Source organism: Falsiroseomonas sp. RANM36 (genome assembly GCF_056682175.1).
Genome location: NZ_JBWXTD010000005.1, coordinates 592,128 through 607,240, shown reverse-complemented (window position 1 = coordinate 607,240; position 15,113 = coordinate 592,128). Strand labels below are relative to the sequence as shown.

Below are 15,113 nucleotides of genomic sequence, written 5' to 3'. Positions count from 1 at the left end.
CGCCCCCCGCCGCCCCCGCCCGCGCGCGCGCGCCGCCCCCGGCGCCGCGCCCGCGGGCGGCGGGGGCGCGACCACGGCGCCGTCGGCGGCCGGCGCGGGCAGCGCCAGGTCCGGCGGCAGTGCCGTGCGCAGCGCGGCGGCTTCCTCCTCGTTGATCAGCGCGACATCGGCGGCCGCGATCCGCTCGTCCAGCCAGCGGCGGAAACCCGGGATGGGCGAGAGGGTCGCGAAGGCCTTGAGGTTGCCGAACTCGGCCGAGAGCAGCGCGACCACGCGCTTGATCAGGAAGTTGCCGAAGCTGATCCCGTCCAGCCCGCGCTGGCAGTTGTTGATGGAGTAGAAGATCGCGGTGTCGGCCTTGCGCGGGTCCTGCAGCGGCGCCTTCTCGTCCAGCAGCGCCTGGACGTTGTCCGCGAGCCCCTTCACCAGCGCGACCTCCACGAAGATCAGCGGCTCCTCCGGCATGCGGGGGTGGAAGAAGGCGTAGCAGCGGCGGTCGGAATCCAGCCGGTTCTTCAGGTCGCGCCAGGTGCGGATGCGGTGCACCGCCTCGTAGCCCACCAGCTTCTCGAGCAGCGAGGCGGGGGACGACCAGTCGATCGCCCGCAGCTCCAGGAAGCCCACGTCGAACCAGGCGGCGAGCAGGGTGCGGAAATCGGTCTCCAGCGCCTCCAGCATCGGCTCGCCCTTCACGCGGGCGAGCAGGTCGGCGCGCAGGTTCACCACGAACTTCACGCCGTCGGGGATGGCGGTGAACTGCGTCAGCAGTCGCAGCCGCGGCGGCTCCAGCGCGCGGCGCAGACGCGCCTTGGCGGCGGCGCGCTCGGAAGGGTCGGTCGCGGCGGCCACCTTCTCCCAGGCGGCGCGCACCACCTCCGGGTCGGAATCGAAGGCGGCCAGGGCGCGCAGGAAGTCGCCCCGCCCGGCATGGTCGGCCGCCAGATAGGCCTCGGCGAGGCCGGCCGCACGGGACCGGGCGGAGACCTCGCCGCCCCGCGCCTCCAGGCAGGCCCGCATCCGGGCGGCGAAATCCGCCTCGGCGCCCACGGGGGCGGTGCCGGCCATGTCGCGCCACAGCGCGGTGACGCGGCGGAGCGCGCGGTCCAGGAGGCCGGTCGAGATGGCCAGGTCGGACATCACGGATCCTTTCCGCGTGTTTCAGGCAGATGGTGCCAGAACCGCGACGATCAATCGAGCCAATAGGTTGGGAGAAGCGCGGGGATCACGCCGCCCAGCTCCTCGGCCAGCATTCCCGGCCCGGCCCGGCCCGCCGCGGCGCCATGCAGATGGACCGCGGCCGCGGCGGCCTCGAAGGCCGGCAGGCCCTGGGCCAGCAGGCCGGCGACCAGCCCGGCCAGCACGTCGCCGGTGCCGCCGGTGGCCAGCCAGGGCGGCGCGTTGTCGTTGACGGCAAGCCGCCCATCCGGCGCGGCGACGAGGGTGTCCGCCCCCTTCAGGACCAGCACGGCGCCCGTCGCCGCCGCGGCGGCACGGACCGCGGCCGGCCGATCCGTGCCCGGCGGGCCGAATGTCGCAAGAAATTCGCCGGCATGGGGGGTGAGAACGGCGCAACCGGCCAGCGCGGCGGGGTTGCCCGACGCGGCGCGCAGCGCGCCGGCATCGGCCACCACCTGCCGCCCGGCGGCCACCGTCTCGCGCAGCAGGGCGCACGTCGCGTCGCCGGGCGGCAGGCCGGGGCCGATCACCCAGGTGCCGATGCGGGCATCGGCCAGCAGCGCCGCCCGGTCCTCCGACACGATCACCCCGGGATCGCCCGCGCGCAGCACCGAAGCCGTCGGGACATCCGGCGCCGCGACGCTGACCAGCCCCGCGCCCGCGCGCCGCGCGCCCATGGCGACCAGCCGCGCCGCGCCGGTCATCCCCGGCCCGGCCGCCACCGCCACATGGCCGCGGGCATATTTGTGGCTCGCGGCGGCGGGGCGGGGGATGCGCCACAGCCAGGGCCCGTTGCGCCAGACGCGCGGGCCGATCGCCGGCAGGACCGTCTCGGGCATGCCGATATCGGCGAGGATCGTCTCGCCGCAGAGCGCCCGTCCCGGATACAGCAGATGGCCGGGCTTGCGGCGGAAGAAGGTGACGGTCACCGCGGCCTGCGGCGCGGCGCCCAGCACCGCCCCCGTGGCGCCATCCACGCCCGAGGGCACGTCCACCGCCAGCACCGGGCAGCGCAGGCCGCCCAGGAGCTCCGCCGCCAATCCCTCCACCGGCTTGGAGAGGCCGGCGCCGAAGAGCGCGTCCACCACCAGCCCCGCCCGCGCCGCCTCCGCCGCCGAGAAGGCGACCACCGGCCCGTGCCAGCGCGCGGCGGCCCGCGCCGCGTCCGTCCCCGCCCGCGGCGCGGCCAGCGGCGCCACCGCCACCGGCCAGCCCGCCTGCTCCAGCAGCCGCGCCGCGACCCAGCCATCGCCGCCATTGTTGCCCGGCCCGGCCAGCACCAGCGTCCGCACGGGCCGGAAGCGCCGCATCGCCGCCCGCGCCACGGCCCGGCCCGCGGCCTCCATCAGCACGATGCCCGGCACGCCGGCGGCGATCGCCGCGGCATCGGCGCGCGCCATCTCGGCCGGGGTGAGCAGTTCCTCCATGCCCTAGCAAGCTAGCGCCCGCGCCCGCGCGACTGAACCGGCATCGTTGTCGATGAATTTTACAGGCAGCCTCGCACAACAGCGCTCTGCGAGCGACTTTTTACAATTCAAACGGGAATAAGTTCGCAGTTATACACCTTTAAGTATCCATCAATGGACTGAACGCAGCCTTGCATTTAACGCAAACTCCTCTCGCAATGAGCTTATTGGCCTCACAAATACGTCCATAGCGCACAGACTGTCGGAATTTTTTACATGAATCTCCCATGATTCACTCAAGAATAAACTCTTCGTTGAATATGCTGACATTTCGATGGCAAACAGGCTTGGCACGCCTCTTGCTGTTTCGCTGCATGGGGCGGGCAGAGCCGCTCGAGCTTGTCGAAAGGGCGAGACATGAAGAAATCATCGCTTCTCGGGATTGCAGCCGCGGCGCTGCTCGGCGTGGGGTCGGCACAGTCCGCAAGCTTCGACTTCACGACGCTCGGCTCGGAGAACACGCTGCTCGCAACGAGCGTCGTGGTGGGCGGCGTGACGGCGGCGGGGTTCAACAACAACCTCAGCACGCCCGCCAATCTCTGGCTGCGCAACGTCACGAACGATCACGGCCTCGGCGTCTGTTCCGAGGGCGCCAGCGCTTGCCGCAGCGGCGGCGGCGACGTCAACGAACTCGACAATGACGGAAGCAACGAGTTCATCCGCCTGACCCGGCCAACCGGTGAGCTCTGGGCAACGCTGTGGGTGTCCTCGCTCGACAGCGGCGGGACCGACGGGAGCGAGGAAGGCCGCCTGCAATGGAGCAACGATCCGACCTTCGGCTCGGTGATCGGCAGCGCGAACTTCGGCTTCACCGGCGGATCGGCGGAGAAGGAGATCCTGGCCTCGATCGCGGGCTTCGACGCCAGCGCGAAGTATCTCCTGTTCTCGCACCCGTCCGGCGTGGGCGACAACAACGACTACCTGGTCTGGAAGGGCACGACCGTGTCCGATCCCAACTTCATCCCCGCGCCCGAACCGGCGAGCCTGACGCTGCTCGGCGCAGGCATCTTCGCCATGGGCCTCGCCCGTCGGCGCCGGCGCTGACGTGACCTGCCGGGAAGGGGGCACCGCCCTTCCCGGCTGACCGGAACCGGAGCACCGCGTCCTCGCCGCACGAGGTCGCGGGGGGCCTGCCGCACGCGTGGCGAGATTGCCGCCCGTCCCGCGGCGGCGAGCGGCCTGCTTGGGGCGCAGGCCGGGGTGCTGCTAGCTTTCGCGCTGCACAACGACCGTGCGGAGTCGCGCCCATGGCTTTCGTCGTCGCCGTCGCCCAGCGCAAGGGCGGCGCGGGCAAGTCCACCCTGGCGGCCAACCTCGCCACGGCCTTCGCGGGCCTCGGGGAGCGCGTCGCGCTGCTCGACACCGATCCGCAGAAGACGCTCAGCCACTGGCACGAGGCCCGCGCGGCGGCCGGCAGCCGCGCCGGCGTGCTGGACTTCGAGGCGCCCGCCGGCTGGCGCGTGCCCGCCGCCTGCGACAAGCTGCGGCGCAGCCACGACGTGATCCTGCTCGACACCCCGCCGCATGACGACACAGACGCCCGCATCGCGATCCGCAGCGCCGACCTGGTGCTGGTGCCGCTGCAGCCCTCGCCGGCCGATCTCTGGGCCACCGGCGCGACGCTCGACCTCGCCAAGGCCGAGAAGCGCCCGGTCGCGGTGGCGCTGAACCGCGTGCCCGCGCAGGGGAAGCTTGCCGGGGAGGTGGCGGCGGCGCTGCGACGCAAGGGCGTCACGCTGCTCGATGCCACGCTCGGCAACCGCACCGGCTTCGCCCAGGCCTTCGCCGCCGGGCTCGGCGTGACGGAAGCCGCGCCGCGCTCGCTGGCGGCCGACGAGGTGCGCGCGCTGGCCGCCGCGCTGCGGGGCTTCCGGCGCCGATGAGCCGCAAGCCGGCCGCGCCCTCCGACATCGAGATCGTGGAGGACGCCTATCCCGAGCTCGACGCCGTCGCCGCGATCCAGCGGGGCCTGCATGCCTACAACCAGGAGATGGGCGGCGCCTATGACCGGGAGCCGGTGACGCTGCTGGCCCGCGCGCCGGACGGGACGGTGCGCGGGGGGCTGCTCGGCCTCACCTTCTGGGGCTGGCTCTTCATCGACTGGCTCTGGCTGTCGCGGGAAGCGCGCGGCCTCGGCCTGGGCTCCGAGCTGCTGCGCCGGGCGGAGGACATCGCCCGCAGCCGCGGCTGTGCGCATGCCTACACCGACACCTTCAGCTTCCAGGCCCCGGATTTCTGGCAGCGCAACGGCTATGCGGAGTTCGGCCGTCTGGACGGCATGCCCGAAGGCCATGCGCGGCTGTGGTTCAGGAAGAGCCTGGGGTGATGGGCGGGAGACACGGCTGACCGGTACGGCTGGCGCGGGGCCGGGGCGCGATCGATCCAACAGCGACCCTGCCCGCGGTCTTCGCGTAGCCGCCACGCCGGTGCGGCGCCGAAACGCGTCCCGACCCGGGGCACCGGCGGGGTCGGCAGTTGGGAAACCCACCGCGGGCTCGGTGCGTCACGGCGTGTCATCGCCGTAGGCGAAGGCGCCGAGCCCGGCCGCGTCCAGCAGCCGGATGCGATTGTAGCCGCAGCCGATCCAGCCCTCGGCTTCGAAGGCCGCGAGCTTGCGGCCGACATGGTGGCGCGAGAGGTTGGCCATCTCGCCCAGCTGCCGGTGCGTCAGCCAGAAGCCCTGCGGATCGTCGGGCTCAACCTCTCCCACGCCCAGCACCCGCAGCAGCACGGAAGCCAGGCGCCTGCCGGCATCCGGCGTCAGCAGGTCGCGCACGATCCAGGCGCCGAGGCGGTTGCCGATCTCGGCGAGCTGCCCCACGCGGACGGCGATGTCGGGATCGCCCTGCATCAGCGGCACGAGCCGGGCGCGGTCGATGAAGACCAGGCGCGTCGGCTCCATCGCGCGATAGGTCAGCTCCCGCGGGCCGCCATGCAGCACGGCCTTTATCCCGAACCACTCGCCCCGACGCATGACATGGCCGAGCAGCGGGGTCTGGCGCCGATGCCCGCCCTCGACGCCGATCGCCCCCGACACGACGCCGTAGAGGCCGTTGGACTGGTCGTCGATGCGGAAGATCGTGCTGCCCGGCCGCGCCTCGGTCGGCACCGCCTCGCGCAGCAGCAGGGACCGGAAGGCGGCGGGGTGGTCGGCAAGCCAGCCGCGCGCCGCGAAGACCGCGGCGGGATCGGGGGCTGAGGGGCGGCGCGCGGCCTGCGGGATCATGGCGCAATGCTACTTCGCGCAACATTCGGGGGTCGAGGCGTGGTTACGATCGACGCGCGAGGCTGCAGGAGGAATCGGCATGAACCCCCATCTCACGCGGCGCCTGGTGCTGGGCGCGGGCGCTGCGCTGCCGGTGCTGGCGGCCTGGCCGCGCCAGGCGCAGGCCTGTTCGCGCGCGCTGTGGAACTGGCCCGGCCTCGGCGTCTTCGTCGGCCGCAACATGGACTGGTTCGAGGACTGCGAGAGCAACCTCTGGATCCTGCCGCGCGGCATGGAGCGGAGCGGGGACACGCCCGTCAATCCGCTGCGCTGGACCAGCCGCTACGGCAGCCTCGTCGTCACCGTCTATGACAACACGAACGTGGACGGCGTGAACGAGGCGGGGCTGGCGGGGCATGTGCTCTACCTGCCCGAGACCTCGACCGGGCCGCGCGACCCGTCGAAGCCCGGCCTCGCCATCGGCCATTGGCTCACCTGGTATCTCGACACCTGCGGGTCGGTGGTGGAGGCGGTCGAGCGCACGCGGGCGGAGCCGTTCCAGCTCCGCATGGCGGTCGAGCCGACCAGCGGCATGCCCGGCACCATCCATATCGCGCTGAACGACCGCGGCGGCGACAGCGCGATCTTCGAGTGCATCAACGGCCGCATCAACATCTACCACGATCGCCGCTTCGTGGTGATGACCAACCAGCCGACCTTCGACAGGCAGCTCGAGAACCTGCGCCGCTTCCAGGGCTTCGGCGGCACGGAGCGGCTGCCCGGCACGCATGAGGCGGCCGACCGCTTCGTCCGCGCCGCCTACTACGTCACGCACCTGCCGACGCCGCGTTCGCAGCGCGAGGCGGTGGCGTCCGTCATGAGCGTGATGCGCAACGTCTCGGCGCCCTTCGGCGTCGCCGACCGCGCGCGGCCCAACATCGCGACCACGATCTGGCGCAGCGTGACCAGCCTCGAGCAGCGGACGATGTATTTCGACGGCGTCTACAGCGCCAACGTGTTCTGGGTGGACTACGGCCGGTTCGACTACGCGCCGGCCGCGGGCGTGCGGAAGCTCACGGTCGTCGGCAACTACGACCTGATCGGCGACGTCGGCGGCCGCTTCGTGCCGGCCGCCATGTTCGCGGGCTTGCCGTCCAACGAGTGACGCGCGGACCCGGCCCTGGGGGGCGCGGCACCCAGGGCGGTTCGTCACCCTCGCCCGGACCTCGCCGGGGAGGTCCGCTTCCCGCCATTCTCCGGCCGTCGCGCGACCTTGCCCATCCACGGCACGCCGCACCCGGCGAGGCTGCGCGCCACCGCGCCCTGGCGTAGAAGCGGCTGATGCCCCGTCCCGACCTGATCCTGCATATCGGCCAGTCCAAGACCGGCACCTCCTCGATCCAGCGTGTGCTCGGCGCCCGGCGGCAGGCGCTGGGGAAGCTCGGCGTCTGCTATCCGCTCTCGCCCGGCTGGGCGAACCACGGGCTGCTGCCGGCCTCGCTGGTGCCGGTGGACCGGCTCGGCCATTTCAATCCGGCGGTATGGGAGGGGATGCCGCCGGCGGCGCGGCTCGCCCGCTTCCGCACGGAATTCGCTGGCGAACTCGCCGCGATGCCCGCCGATACGCGGCTGCTGCTGATCTCGGCCGAGCAGATGGGCGGGCTGCTCGACACGGAAGAGACCGTCGGCGCGCTGCGCGACCTGCTCGCGCCGCATGTCGGGCAGGTGCGCGTGGTGATGTATCTGCGCCGGCAGGACAGCCATTTCGCCTCCGGCTACACCCAGGCGCTGCGCGTCGGCCATGTCGCGCCGCCCGTCCTGCCGCAGGCCGGGCCCGAGACGCTGCGCGGCTACGACTACGCGGCCCTGCTCGACCTCTGGGCGCGGGTCTTCGGCGAGGCCGCGGTGCAGCCGCGCCTGTTCGAGCGCGACAGCCTGCTCAATGGCGACGTCGTGGACGACTTTCTTGCGTTCTGCGGCATTCCGCTGGAGGTCCCGCCGGACGACCCGGACCGGCAGAGCAACCTCTCCCTCACGCCCGGCGGCATCGAGCTGGTGCGGGCGATGGCGGAAGCGATGGGCGGCAAGCCCGACGGCGCCTCGGTGCTGTGGCGACGCTTCGTGCAGCAGGCCAACGACCACCTCCCCGGCCCGGGCTGGCGCCCCGACCCCGCCCAGGCGGCCGCCTTCCTCGCGCGCTTCGCGGCGGTGAACGAGGCGGTGCGCCGGCGCTGGTTCACCGACCGCGCGACGCTCTTCGCGCCGCCCGCGGCCCCCCCGGCCGCCGCGCCCGCAGGCCCGCCGCCGATCGACCGCGCCGCCGCGCTCGAGGCCGCCTGCGCGCTGATCCTGCGCGAGACCACGGCGGCGATGGCGCGGGAGGCCGCGCAGCACGTGCAGATCGCGAAGCTCCGCGAGCGGCTGGGCGAGGCGGAGGGCGCGAAGGCCGCCTGGCGCGCCGCGCTCCGCGCCGATCCCACCCATCCCCAGGCCCAGGCGCGGCTGGCGGAGCTGGCGCTGGAGGCCGGCGACCGCGCGGGGGCGGAGGCGCACCTGGCGGCGCTGCAGCGCGCGCATCCGGAGCACCCGTTTACGCGGCGCTTGGCGAAGCTGCTGGCCAAGGCACGGGAGTGACAGGCGCTACCGCCTGACCCCGAGCCGCGTCTCCCGCCACCAGATGAACAGCCCCGCCCCGACCAGCACCGCGAAGCCCAGCAGGTCCACCACGCCCGGGATCTCGCCCCAGATCAGCGCGCCCATCGCCATGGTCCAGATCAGCCCGGCATATTCGAAGGGCGCCAGCAGCGTCGTCTCGCCGCGGCGATAGGCCTCCGTCATTAGCAGCTGCGCCAGCGCCGAGACGGCGCCGATGCCGATCAGCAGCAGCCATTGCTTCCCGTCCGGCGCCACCCAGACCGGAATGGTGGCAACGCCGGAGACCAGCGCGCCGCCCACCGCGAACCAGACCACGATGGTCACGCCAGGCTCCCCGGCCTCGCCCAGCCGCCGGATGGTCATCATCGCCAGCGCCCAGCCCAGACCGCCGAGCAGCGCCAGCAGCACCGGGACCAGCGGCAGCGCCTCCGCCGCCGCGCCGGGGCGGGCCACCAGCACCACGCCGAGGAAGCCGACCACCACCGCGCTCCAGCGCCGCCAGCCCACGCGCTCCCGCAGGATCACGACCGAGAGCGCGGTCAGGAACAGCGGCATGGTGAAGCCGAGCACCGTCGCGGTGGCCAGCGGCAGCCAGGTATAGGCCGCGAAGGCGCCGACCATGCCCGTCAGCCCGAACAGCGTCCGCAGCGCGTGCATGCCCGGCGCACGGGGGCGCAGCATCCCGAACCCGCCGGAGCGCGCGGCCAGCAGCAGCAGGAAGGGCAGCGCGAAGACGTTGCGCGCCAGGATCACCTGCGCCAGCGGGATGGCGCCGCCGAGCTCCTTCACCGCCGCCGCCGCCAGGGCGAAGGTGGCCGAAGCCGCGAGGACGAGGAGGATGGCGCGCTGCCGCGCCTTCGCGATGCCCGCGGTGTCGGGAGGGGTCATGGACGATCCTGGACCCCGAGGCTAGTTTCCGCGGCCGATGAGCGCCAGCCCGCCCCGCCACCGCCTGGCCCCGCCGATCGCGCCAGCGCCGGGCCTCGCGGTGGAGGCGGAGGAGATCGCCTTCGCCGACCGCTTCGCGCTGCAGCGCGTGCGGTTCCGCTACACGCGCTTCGACGGCAGCCTCTCCGGTCCGCTCACCTGGGAATTGTGGCGCCGGGGCCGCGGTGTGCTGGTGCTGCCCTATGATCCGCTCCGCGATGCCGTGGCGTTCATCGAGCAGTTCCGGCTGCCGGCGCACGCCGCCGGCCTGGCCCCGGTCCAGACCGAGCTGCCCGCCGGGCTGCTGAACCCCGAGGAAGACCCGGCCGAGGCCGGCATCCGCGAATTGCGGGAGGAGACCGGCCTCGACGCCGCCGCCATCGCGCCGATCGGCCGCTTCCTGCTGATGCCCGGCGGCTGCGACGAGGTGCTGCACTGCTTCTGCGCGCGCGTGGCGCTCGACGATGCCGCGGGCCGCACGCATGGCCTCGACCACGAGCATGAGGAGACGCGCGTGGTCGTCGTGGCGGCGGAGGAGGCCTTCGCCATGGTCGCCGCGAACCGCGTGGACGGCGCGCCGACCGCGCTCGCCGTGATGTGGCTGCAACTGAACCGCGCGCGGCTGCGCGCCGAGTGGACATGACGATGCCAGCGACCGAACAGCTCTTCGCCGAGGATTCCTATCGCCGCGACTGCACCGCGCGCGTGCTCGCGATGGAGGAGAAGGGCGTCGTCCTCGACCGGACCGTGATGTATGCCCGCAGCGGCGGCCAGCCCGGCGATGCCGGCACGCTGCGCTGGCAGGGCGGCGAGGCCGCGGTGGCCGAGGCGATCAAGGGCGAGGAGGGCGCGATCCTGCACGGCCTCGCCCCCGGCAGCGCCGCGCCGCCGGTGGGCGCCGAGGTGCAGGTCGCGATCGACTGGGCGCGGCGGCACCGCCACATGCGCATGCACACCACGATGCACCTTCTGTGCTCCGTGCTGCCCGGCATCTACGCCACCGGCAACCAGATCGGCGTGGACAAGTCCCGCCTCGACTTCGACCTGCCGGAGCCGCCGGCGAAGGAATGGTTCACCGAGAAACTCAACGCGCTGGTCGCCGCCGACCATCCCGTCGGCTTCACCTGGATCACCGAGGCCGAGCTGGAAGCCAACCCGACGCTGGTGCGCACCCTCTCGGTGCAGCCGCCGAAGGGCGCGGGGCGCGTGCGCCTGGTGCGCATCGGGCCGGAGAGCGCGCCGGTGGACCTGCAGCCCTGCGGGGGGACGCATGTGCGCTCCACCGGCGAGATCGGGCGCGTCGAGGTGACGAAGCTCGAGAGCAAGGGCCGGCAGAACCGGCGCATTCATTTCGTCCTGCCGGAGTGAGCACGATGGAGCACCTGGTATCCACCGACTGGCTGGCGGGCGAGCTCGGCAAGCCTGACCTCGTCGTGCTGGACTGCACGAAATACCTGCCGAACGAGGCGCCGCTGGACGGGCTGACGGAGTTCCGCAAGGCGCATGTCCCCGGCGCGCGCTTCGCCGATCTCGACCAGCTCGCCGACATCGAGGACCCGCTGCCGCACATGGTGCCCACGCCCGCGCGGTTTTCGCGGGTCGTCGGCGCGCTCGGGATCTCCAACGGCACGCGCGTCGTCGCCTATGACCAGAAGGGCCTGCAATCCTCGCCGCGCATCTGGTGGCTGATGCGGCTGTTCGGGCATGAGGCGGTCGCGGTGCTGGATGGCGGGCTGCCGAAGTGGAAGGCCGAAGGCCGGGCGCTGGAGAGCGGCGATCCTGCCCCGGCCGCGCCCGCGAGTTTCGTGCCGGACCTGATCGCGCGCCGCCTCGCCGGCATCGGCGACGTCAAGCGGATCGTGCGAATGCACGTGGACGGCAACGTGCGACAGGGTGGCGGGGAGGCGCTGATCCTGGACGCGCGCAGCAAGGCGCGCTTCGACGGCACGGCACCGGAGCCCCGGCCCGGGCTCTCCTCCGGCCACATGCCCGGCGCGGCCTCCCTGCCCTTCACCGAGCTGCTGAACGCCGACGGCACGATGAAGGGCGCCGCCGCGATCCGCGCCCTGTTCGAGGCGCGCGGCGCCGACGACACGCGCCCCCTCGTCACCTCCTGCGGCACCGGCGTGACCGCCTGCGTGCTGGCCCTCGGCGCGGTGCGCGCCGGCCTGCCCGAGCCCGCCGTCTATGACGGCTCCTGGACCGAATGGGCCTCGCGGCCCGAAACGCCGAAAGCCACCGCCTGATGGACCAGGACGACCGCCGCTTCGCCACGCGGCTGACCCATCTGGCGCGGCCGGGCGTGCGCAGCCACGGCTTCGTCAACCCGCCGGTGCATCGCGGCTCGACCGTGCTGCAGCCCTCCTGCCAGGCGCGGATCGACAACGCCAAGCGCCGCTTCGAGCGGGTGATGACCTACGGCACCCAGGGCGGGCCGACCCATTACGCGCTGGAGGACGTGGTCGCGGCGATCGAGGGCGGGTCGCATTGCACGATCATGGGCACCGGGCTTGCCGCCGTCGCCGTGCCGCTGCTCGCCTTCCTCAAGGCGGGCGACCATTGCCTGATGCCGGACAGCGTCTATGGCCCCGCGCGCAACCTGGCCGAGGGGATGATGAAGGGCTGGGGCATCGAGACGACCTTCTACGACCCCACCACCACGGCGGAGGCGCTGGCGCCGCTGTTCCGGCCCAGCACCCGCGTTCTGTACCTGGAAAGCCCCGGCAGCCACACCTTCGAGATGCAGGACGTGCCGGCGCTGGCCGCGCTCGCGCATGCGCGCGACGCGGTCGCGATGATCGACAACACCTGGGGCATCCATCACTTCCAGCCCTTCGCCAAGGGCTGCGACGTCTCGATCCAGGCGCTGACCAAGTATGTCGGCGGCCATTCCGACATCCTGCTCGGCTCGGTCACGGTGAATTCGGAAGCGCATCACCTGAGGGTGCGCGGCGCCGCGAGCGCGATGGGCCACTACGCCAGCCCGGACGATTGCTGGCTCGCCCTGCGCGGGGCACGGACCATGGCGGTGCGCCTCAAGCACCAGGAGGAAGCCGGGCTGGCCGTGGCGCGCTGGCTGCAGGCCCGTCCGGAGGTCGCGCGCATCCTGCACCCGGCCCTGCCGGAGGATCCCGGCCACGCGATCTGGAAGCGCGACTTCACCGGCGCCTGCAGCCTGTTCGGCGTGGTCTTCCAGCCGCGCTACGCGGAAGCCGACATCTTCCGCTTCGTGGACGGCCTGCGCCTGTTCGGGATCGGCGCGTCCTGGGGCGGCTATGAGAGCCTGGCGCTGCCGACCAATCCGGCGGTCACCCGCACCGCGACGGCGGCGCCGGACAGCCAGTGCGTACGGCTGCATATCGGGCTCGAGGATGTCGCGGACCTGATCGCGGACCTCGACCAGGGGCTGGCGCTGCTGCCGCGCTGAGCGGCGGCTCGGCGCGATGCGGTCTCAGTTCGCCGCTTCGCGGTCGGGCGGCTCGGCCCGGCCGCGGGGCTGCCTTTGCCGGCGACGCGCAAGGCCGGCCGGCGGCGTTCTCGCCGCGACGGCGGCGATGAAGCCGTCCACATCGCCCTGCGCCACTGCGACGCCGAAGTCCCAGATCCGCTCCACATAGGCATCGAACCCGGCCATGCCGCGCGGTGTCAGCGCATAGGCCATGGTGCGGCGCTGCCGGGCGGTGCCGGCCACGATGCCCGCCCGGACCAGTCGGTTCACCACGAGGCGCACAGTCGGGCCACTATAGCCGGCCAGGGCGCACAGTTCCTTCACGGTCAAGGTCATGTCGGTCCGCTCATAGAGCAGCAACCCGACATCCAGCGCGATCCCGCTGTGCTTGACGCCGTTTTCCAGATCCAACGTGCGCAGCGCACGGATCAGTGCAAGCGCCCCGAGGCGCCGTTGCGATAGTGGGATCGGACTAGGCATGTCCTCCGCTTGTGACAGCGCGGGGTCCGCTTGCAAGAACTTGTTCTTATTGCGATCCGATAATCACGAAAACGTGAACTACATATTGTTTCTTTCATCTTGAATCCAGGGTAAGGTATTGCCTTTCCTATGTAACTGGCGCGCACAGCGCGCAGTGGCCTTCGACCTCCACCGTGGTCCGGCTGGGCCGGAATCCGGCCCCGCGTGCCGCCGCCGCAACCGCCTCGCTCACCCGCGAATCGCAGATCTCCGCCGTGGCGCCACATTCGCTGCAGATCAGGAACTGGTGCGGGTGGTCATGGCCATGCCCGCAGCCCTCATGCGCCTCCGGACCGGTGCAGCCCAGGAAGGCGTTCAGCCGCTCCACCCGGTGCACCAAGCCCTGCTGCTGCAGGAAGTCCAGGGCCCGATAGACGGTCGGCGGCGCCGCGCCCGGCCGCTCCGCGCGCAACTGGTCGAGCAGCGCATAGGCGCCGAGCGGGTGCGGCGACGCCAGGATCAGCCGCAGCACCTGCCGGCGCAGATCCGTCAGTTGCGCCCCGCGCGCGGCGCAGGCCGCCGCGGCGCGGTCCAGCGCCGCCTCCACCGCCTGCGGTCCCGCTGCCACGGTGCCGGCCTCGGCCATCCGCGCCGCTCCTCTCTCGCTTGCCGCGCCATCGCGGCCCGGCCTTCACGCGCCGCCCGCGGCGCGCGATATGCGATACAGAATAACGTCGCAGCGGACCCCTGAACATGGCTTCGGACGCCTCGGCCGACCCCCCGCCCCCCGCCATCCTCGATACGGCGGCGCAGGAGCCCCTGCTCCAGGCCGTGCGCTTCGACGCCAACGGCCTCGTTGCCTGCATCGCGCAGCAGCACGACACCGGCGAGGTGCTGATGCTGGCCTGGATGAACCGCGATGCGCTGGCGGAGACGCTGGCCACCGGCCGGGTCACCTACTGGTCGCGCTCCCGCGCGGCGTTGTGGCGCAAGGGCGAGACCTCGGGCCAGGCGCAGCGCCTGGTGGACCTGCGGCTCGATTGCGACGGCGACACCCTGCTCGCCCTGGTGGACCAGACCGGCGTGGCCTGCCACACCGGCCGGCGGAACTGCTTCTACCGCGCGCTGCGCGATGGCGCCCTGGTCGCGCTGACCGAGCCCGAGGCCGACCCGGCGGAGCTCTACGGCCGATGAGCGCCGCAGGGGGAGGCGCGGCGCCGGTCCCGCTGACCGTCCTCACCGGCTTCCTCGGCGCCGGCAAGACCACGCTGCTCAACGCCCTGCTCGCCCGGCCGGAGATGGCCGACACCGCCGTGCTGATCAACGAGTTCGGCCAGATCGGCCTCGATCACCTTCTGGTCGAGACGCTGGACGGGGAGGCGGTGCTGCTCAATGCCGGCTGCCTCTGCTGCACCGTGCGCGGCGACCTGCTGCGCGCGCTGGACGGGCTGTGGGAGCGCATCCTGGCCGGCCGCGCGATCCGCCGCGTCATCGTCGAGACCACGGGGCTGGCCGATCCGGCGCCGATCCTCGCGACCCTGATGGCCGATCCCCGGCTCGGGCTCCGCTTCGTGCTCGACGGCGTCGTCACGGTGGTGGACGCCCTGGCCGGCGAGGCGACGCTCGACGCGCAGGAGGAAGCGCTCCGCCAGGCCGCCGTCGCCGACCGGATCGTGCTGAGCAAGACCGACCTCGCCCCGCCGGCTTCCATCGCGCGCCTGACCGGCCGGCTGCGCGCGCTCAACCCGGTGGCGCCGATCCTGCCGGCGGTCGGCGG

At 72.7% G+C, this 15,113-nt stretch carries 17 protein-coding genes; 11 read left to right on the top strand and 6 right to left on the bottom strand.

Going from position 1 to position 15,113, the window contains the following annotated elements:
* Together AC1MIR_RS20945 and AC1MIR_RS20940 are read right to left on the bottom strand one after the other, a co-directional pair.
* On the bottom strand, nt 1–1,137 hold a 1,137-nt coding region (locus tag AC1MIR_RS20945; RefSeq protein ID WP_480030115.1), incomplete at its 3' end, for a malonyl-CoA decarboxylase domain-containing protein.
* Nucleotides 1,138–1,187: 50 nt separating this feature from the next.
* Nucleotides 1,188–2,603 carry an NAD(P)H-hydrate dehydratase gene (locus tag AC1MIR_RS20940; RefSeq protein WP_480030114.1) on the bottom strand — a complete coding sequence of 472 codons (1,416 nt, stop codon included), beginning with the start codon at nt 2,601–2,603 and terminating at the stop codon, nt 1,188–1,190.
* Nucleotides 2,604–2,999: 396 nt separating this feature from the next.
* Between AC1MIR_RS20940 and AC1MIR_RS20935 the strand changes: the two genes are divergently transcribed.
* The 3 genes from AC1MIR_RS20935 (at nt 3,000) to AC1MIR_RS20925 (ending at nt 4,968) form a co-directional block, all read left to right on the top strand.
* Nucleotides 3,000–3,686 (top strand): PEP-CTERM sorting domain-containing protein, encoded by a 687-nt coding sequence (locus AC1MIR_RS20935; protein ID WP_480030113.1) that lies wholly within the window; start codon nt 3,000–3,002, stop codon nt 3,684–3,686.
* A gap of 203 nt (nt 3,687–3,889) precedes the next feature.
* Nucleotides 3,890–4,525 (top strand): ParA family partition ATPase, encoded by a 636-nt coding sequence (gene parA, locus AC1MIR_RS20930; RefSeq protein ID WP_480030112.1) that lies wholly within the window; start codon nt 3,890–3,892, stop codon nt 4,523–4,525.
* Nucleotides 4,522–4,968, top strand: coding sequence for a GNAT family N-acetyltransferase (locus AC1MIR_RS20925; protein WP_480030111.1), 447 nt, complete (start codon nt 4,522–4,524; stop codon nt 4,966–4,968). The genes parA and AC1MIR_RS20925 overlap by 4 nt, the downstream gene beginning before the upstream one ends.
* Before the next feature lie 177 nt (nt 4,969–5,145).
* Here AC1MIR_RS20925 and AC1MIR_RS20920 read toward each other — a convergent pair whose 3' ends face one another.
* Nucleotides 5,146–5,868 (bottom strand): Crp/Fnr family transcriptional regulator, encoded by a 723-nt coding sequence (locus AC1MIR_RS20920; RefSeq protein WP_480030110.1) that lies wholly within the window; start codon nt 5,866–5,868, stop codon nt 5,146–5,148.
* Between the two features lie 79 nt (nt 5,869–5,947).
* Here AC1MIR_RS20920 and AC1MIR_RS20915 point away from each other — a divergent pair, with 79 nt between their 5' ends.
* Both AC1MIR_RS20915 and AC1MIR_RS20910 read left to right on the top strand, forming a co-directional pair.
* A complete protein-coding gene (locus tag AC1MIR_RS20915) occupies nt 5,948–7,012 on the top strand; it encodes a linear amide C-N hydrolase (protein WP_480030109.1) in 1,065 nt (354 codons plus the stop codon).
* 176 nt (nt 7,013–7,188) lie between these two features.
* Nucleotides 7,189–8,481, top strand: coding sequence for a tetratricopeptide repeat protein (locus tag AC1MIR_RS20910; protein ID WP_480030108.1), 1,293 nt, complete (start codon nt 7,189–7,191; stop codon nt 8,479–8,481).
* A 6-nt stretch (nt 8,482–8,487) separates the two neighbouring features.
* On the opposite strand, the gene AC1MIR_RS20905 is transcribed toward AC1MIR_RS20910, so the two are convergent.
* Nucleotides 8,488–9,390 carry a DMT family transporter gene (locus AC1MIR_RS20905; RefSeq protein ID WP_480030107.1) on the bottom strand — a complete coding sequence of 301 codons (903 nt, stop codon included), beginning with the start codon at nt 9,388–9,390 and terminating at the stop codon, nt 8,488–8,490.
* A 37-nt stretch (nt 9,391–9,427) separates the two neighbouring features.
* On the opposite strand from AC1MIR_RS20905, the gene AC1MIR_RS20900 reads away from it, so the two are divergent.
* Genes AC1MIR_RS20900 through metC form a run of 4 tightly spaced genes read left to right on the top strand, consistent with a single transcriptional unit; the run spans nt 9,428 to nt 12,856 of the window.
* Nucleotides 9,428–10,072, top strand: a complete 645-nt coding sequence (locus AC1MIR_RS20900) for an NUDIX domain-containing protein (protein WP_480030106.1) — start codon at nt 9,428–9,430, stop codon at nt 10,070–10,072.
* A gap of 2 nt (nt 10,073–10,074) precedes the next feature.
* A complete protein-coding gene (locus tag AC1MIR_RS20895) occupies nt 10,075–10,797 on the top strand; it encodes an alanyl-tRNA editing protein (protein ID WP_480030105.1) in 723 nt (240 codons plus the stop codon).
* Between the two features lie 5 nt (nt 10,798–10,802).
* A complete protein-coding gene (locus AC1MIR_RS20890; RefSeq protein WP_480030104.1) occupies nt 10,803–11,675 on the top strand; it encodes a sulfurtransferase in 873 nt (290 codons plus the stop codon).
* On the top strand, nt 11,675–12,856 hold the full coding sequence (gene metC / locus AC1MIR_RS20885; protein ID WP_480030103.1) for a cystathionine beta-lyase: 1,182 nt from the start codon (nt 11,675–11,677) through the stop codon (nt 12,854–12,856). Before AC1MIR_RS20890 ends, metC begins: the two co-directional genes overlap by 1 nt.
* Before the next feature lie 24 nt (nt 12,857–12,880).
* Here the strand turns inward: metC and AC1MIR_RS20880 are convergent, their stop codons facing one another.
* Together AC1MIR_RS20880 and AC1MIR_RS20875 are read right to left on the bottom strand one after the other, a co-directional pair.
* Nucleotides 12,881–13,357 (bottom strand): hypothetical protein, encoded by a 477-nt coding sequence (locus AC1MIR_RS20880; RefSeq protein WP_480030102.1) that lies wholly within the window; start codon nt 13,355–13,357, stop codon nt 12,881–12,883.
* A gap of 127 nt (nt 13,358–13,484) precedes the next feature.
* Nucleotides 13,485–13,982 carry a Fur family transcriptional regulator gene (locus AC1MIR_RS20875; protein ID WP_480030101.1) on the bottom strand — a complete coding sequence of 166 codons (498 nt, stop codon included), beginning with the start codon at nt 13,980–13,982 and terminating at the stop codon, nt 13,485–13,487.
* A gap of 107 nt (nt 13,983–14,089) precedes the next feature.
* Here AC1MIR_RS20875 and hisI point away from each other — a divergent pair, with 107 nt between their 5' ends.
* Entirely contained in the window at nt 14,090–14,530 is a 441-nt protein-coding gene (gene hisI / locus AC1MIR_RS20870) for a phosphoribosyl-AMP cyclohydrolase (protein ID WP_480030100.1), read from the top strand.
* On the top strand, nt 14,527–15,113 hold a 587-nt coding region (locus tag AC1MIR_RS20865), incomplete at its 3' end, for a CobW family GTP-binding protein (protein WP_480030099.1). The genes hisI and AC1MIR_RS20865, both read left to right, overlap by 4 nt.

What these genes read in the sequence shown, in the direction of transcription:
- hisI (WP_480030100.1), top strand. Translation starts at nt 14,090, where the DNA reads ATGGCTTCGGACGCCTCGGCCGACCCCCCGCCCCCCGCCATCCTCGAT.
- AC1MIR_RS20890 (WP_480030104.1), top strand. Translation starts at nt 10,803, where the DNA reads ATGGAGCACCTGGTATCCACCGACTGGCTGGCGGGCGAGCTCGGCAAG.
- parA (WP_480030112.1), top strand. Translation starts at nt 3,890, where the DNA reads ATGGCTTTCGTCGTCGCCGTCGCCCAGCGCAAGGGCGGCGCGGGCAAG.
- AC1MIR_RS20915 (WP_480030109.1), top strand. Translation starts at nt 5,948, where the DNA reads ATGAACCCCCATCTCACGCGGCGCCTGGTGCTGGGCGCGGGCGCTGCG.
- AC1MIR_RS20935 (WP_480030113.1), top strand. Translation starts at nt 3,000, where the DNA reads ATGAAGAAATCATCGCTTCTCGGGATTGCAGCCGCGGCGCTGCTCGGC.
- metC (WP_480030103.1), top strand. Translation starts at nt 11,675, where the DNA reads ATGGACCAGGACGACCGCCGCTTCGCCACGCGGCTGACCCATCTGGCG.
- AC1MIR_RS20880 (WP_480030102.1), bottom strand. Translation starts at nt 13,357, where the DNA reads ATGCCTAGTCCGATCCCACTATCGCAACGGCGCCTCGGGGCGCTTGCA.
- AC1MIR_RS20910 (WP_480030108.1), top strand. Translation starts at nt 7,189, where the DNA reads ATGCCCCGTCCCGACCTGATCCTGCATATCGGCCAGTCCAAGACCGGC.
- AC1MIR_RS20925 (WP_480030111.1), top strand. Translation starts at nt 4,522, where the DNA reads ATGAGCCGCAAGCCGGCCGCGCCCTCCGACATCGAGATCGTGGAGGAC.
- AC1MIR_RS20920 (WP_480030110.1), bottom strand. Translation starts at nt 5,868, where the DNA reads ATGATCCCGCAGGCCGCGCGCCGCCCCTCAGCCCCCGATCCCGCCGCG.
- AC1MIR_RS20875 (WP_480030101.1), bottom strand. Translation starts at nt 13,982, where the DNA reads ATGGCCGAGGCCGGCACCGTGGCAGCGGGACCGCAGGCGGTGGAGGCG.
- AC1MIR_RS20940 (WP_480030114.1), bottom strand. Translation starts at nt 2,603, where the DNA reads ATGGAGGAACTGCTCACCCCGGCCGAGATGGCGCGCGCCGATGCCGCG.
- AC1MIR_RS20905 (WP_480030107.1), bottom strand. Translation starts at nt 9,390, where the DNA reads ATGACCCCTCCCGACACCGCGGGCATCGCGAAGGCGCGGCAGCGCGCC.
- AC1MIR_RS20895 (WP_480030105.1), top strand. Translation starts at nt 10,075, where the DNA reads ATGCCAGCGACCGAACAGCTCTTCGCCGAGGATTCCTATCGCCGCGAC.
- AC1MIR_RS20900 (WP_480030106.1), top strand. Translation starts at nt 9,428, where the DNA reads ATGAGCGCCAGCCCGCCCCGCCACCGCCTGGCCCCGCCGATCGCGCCA.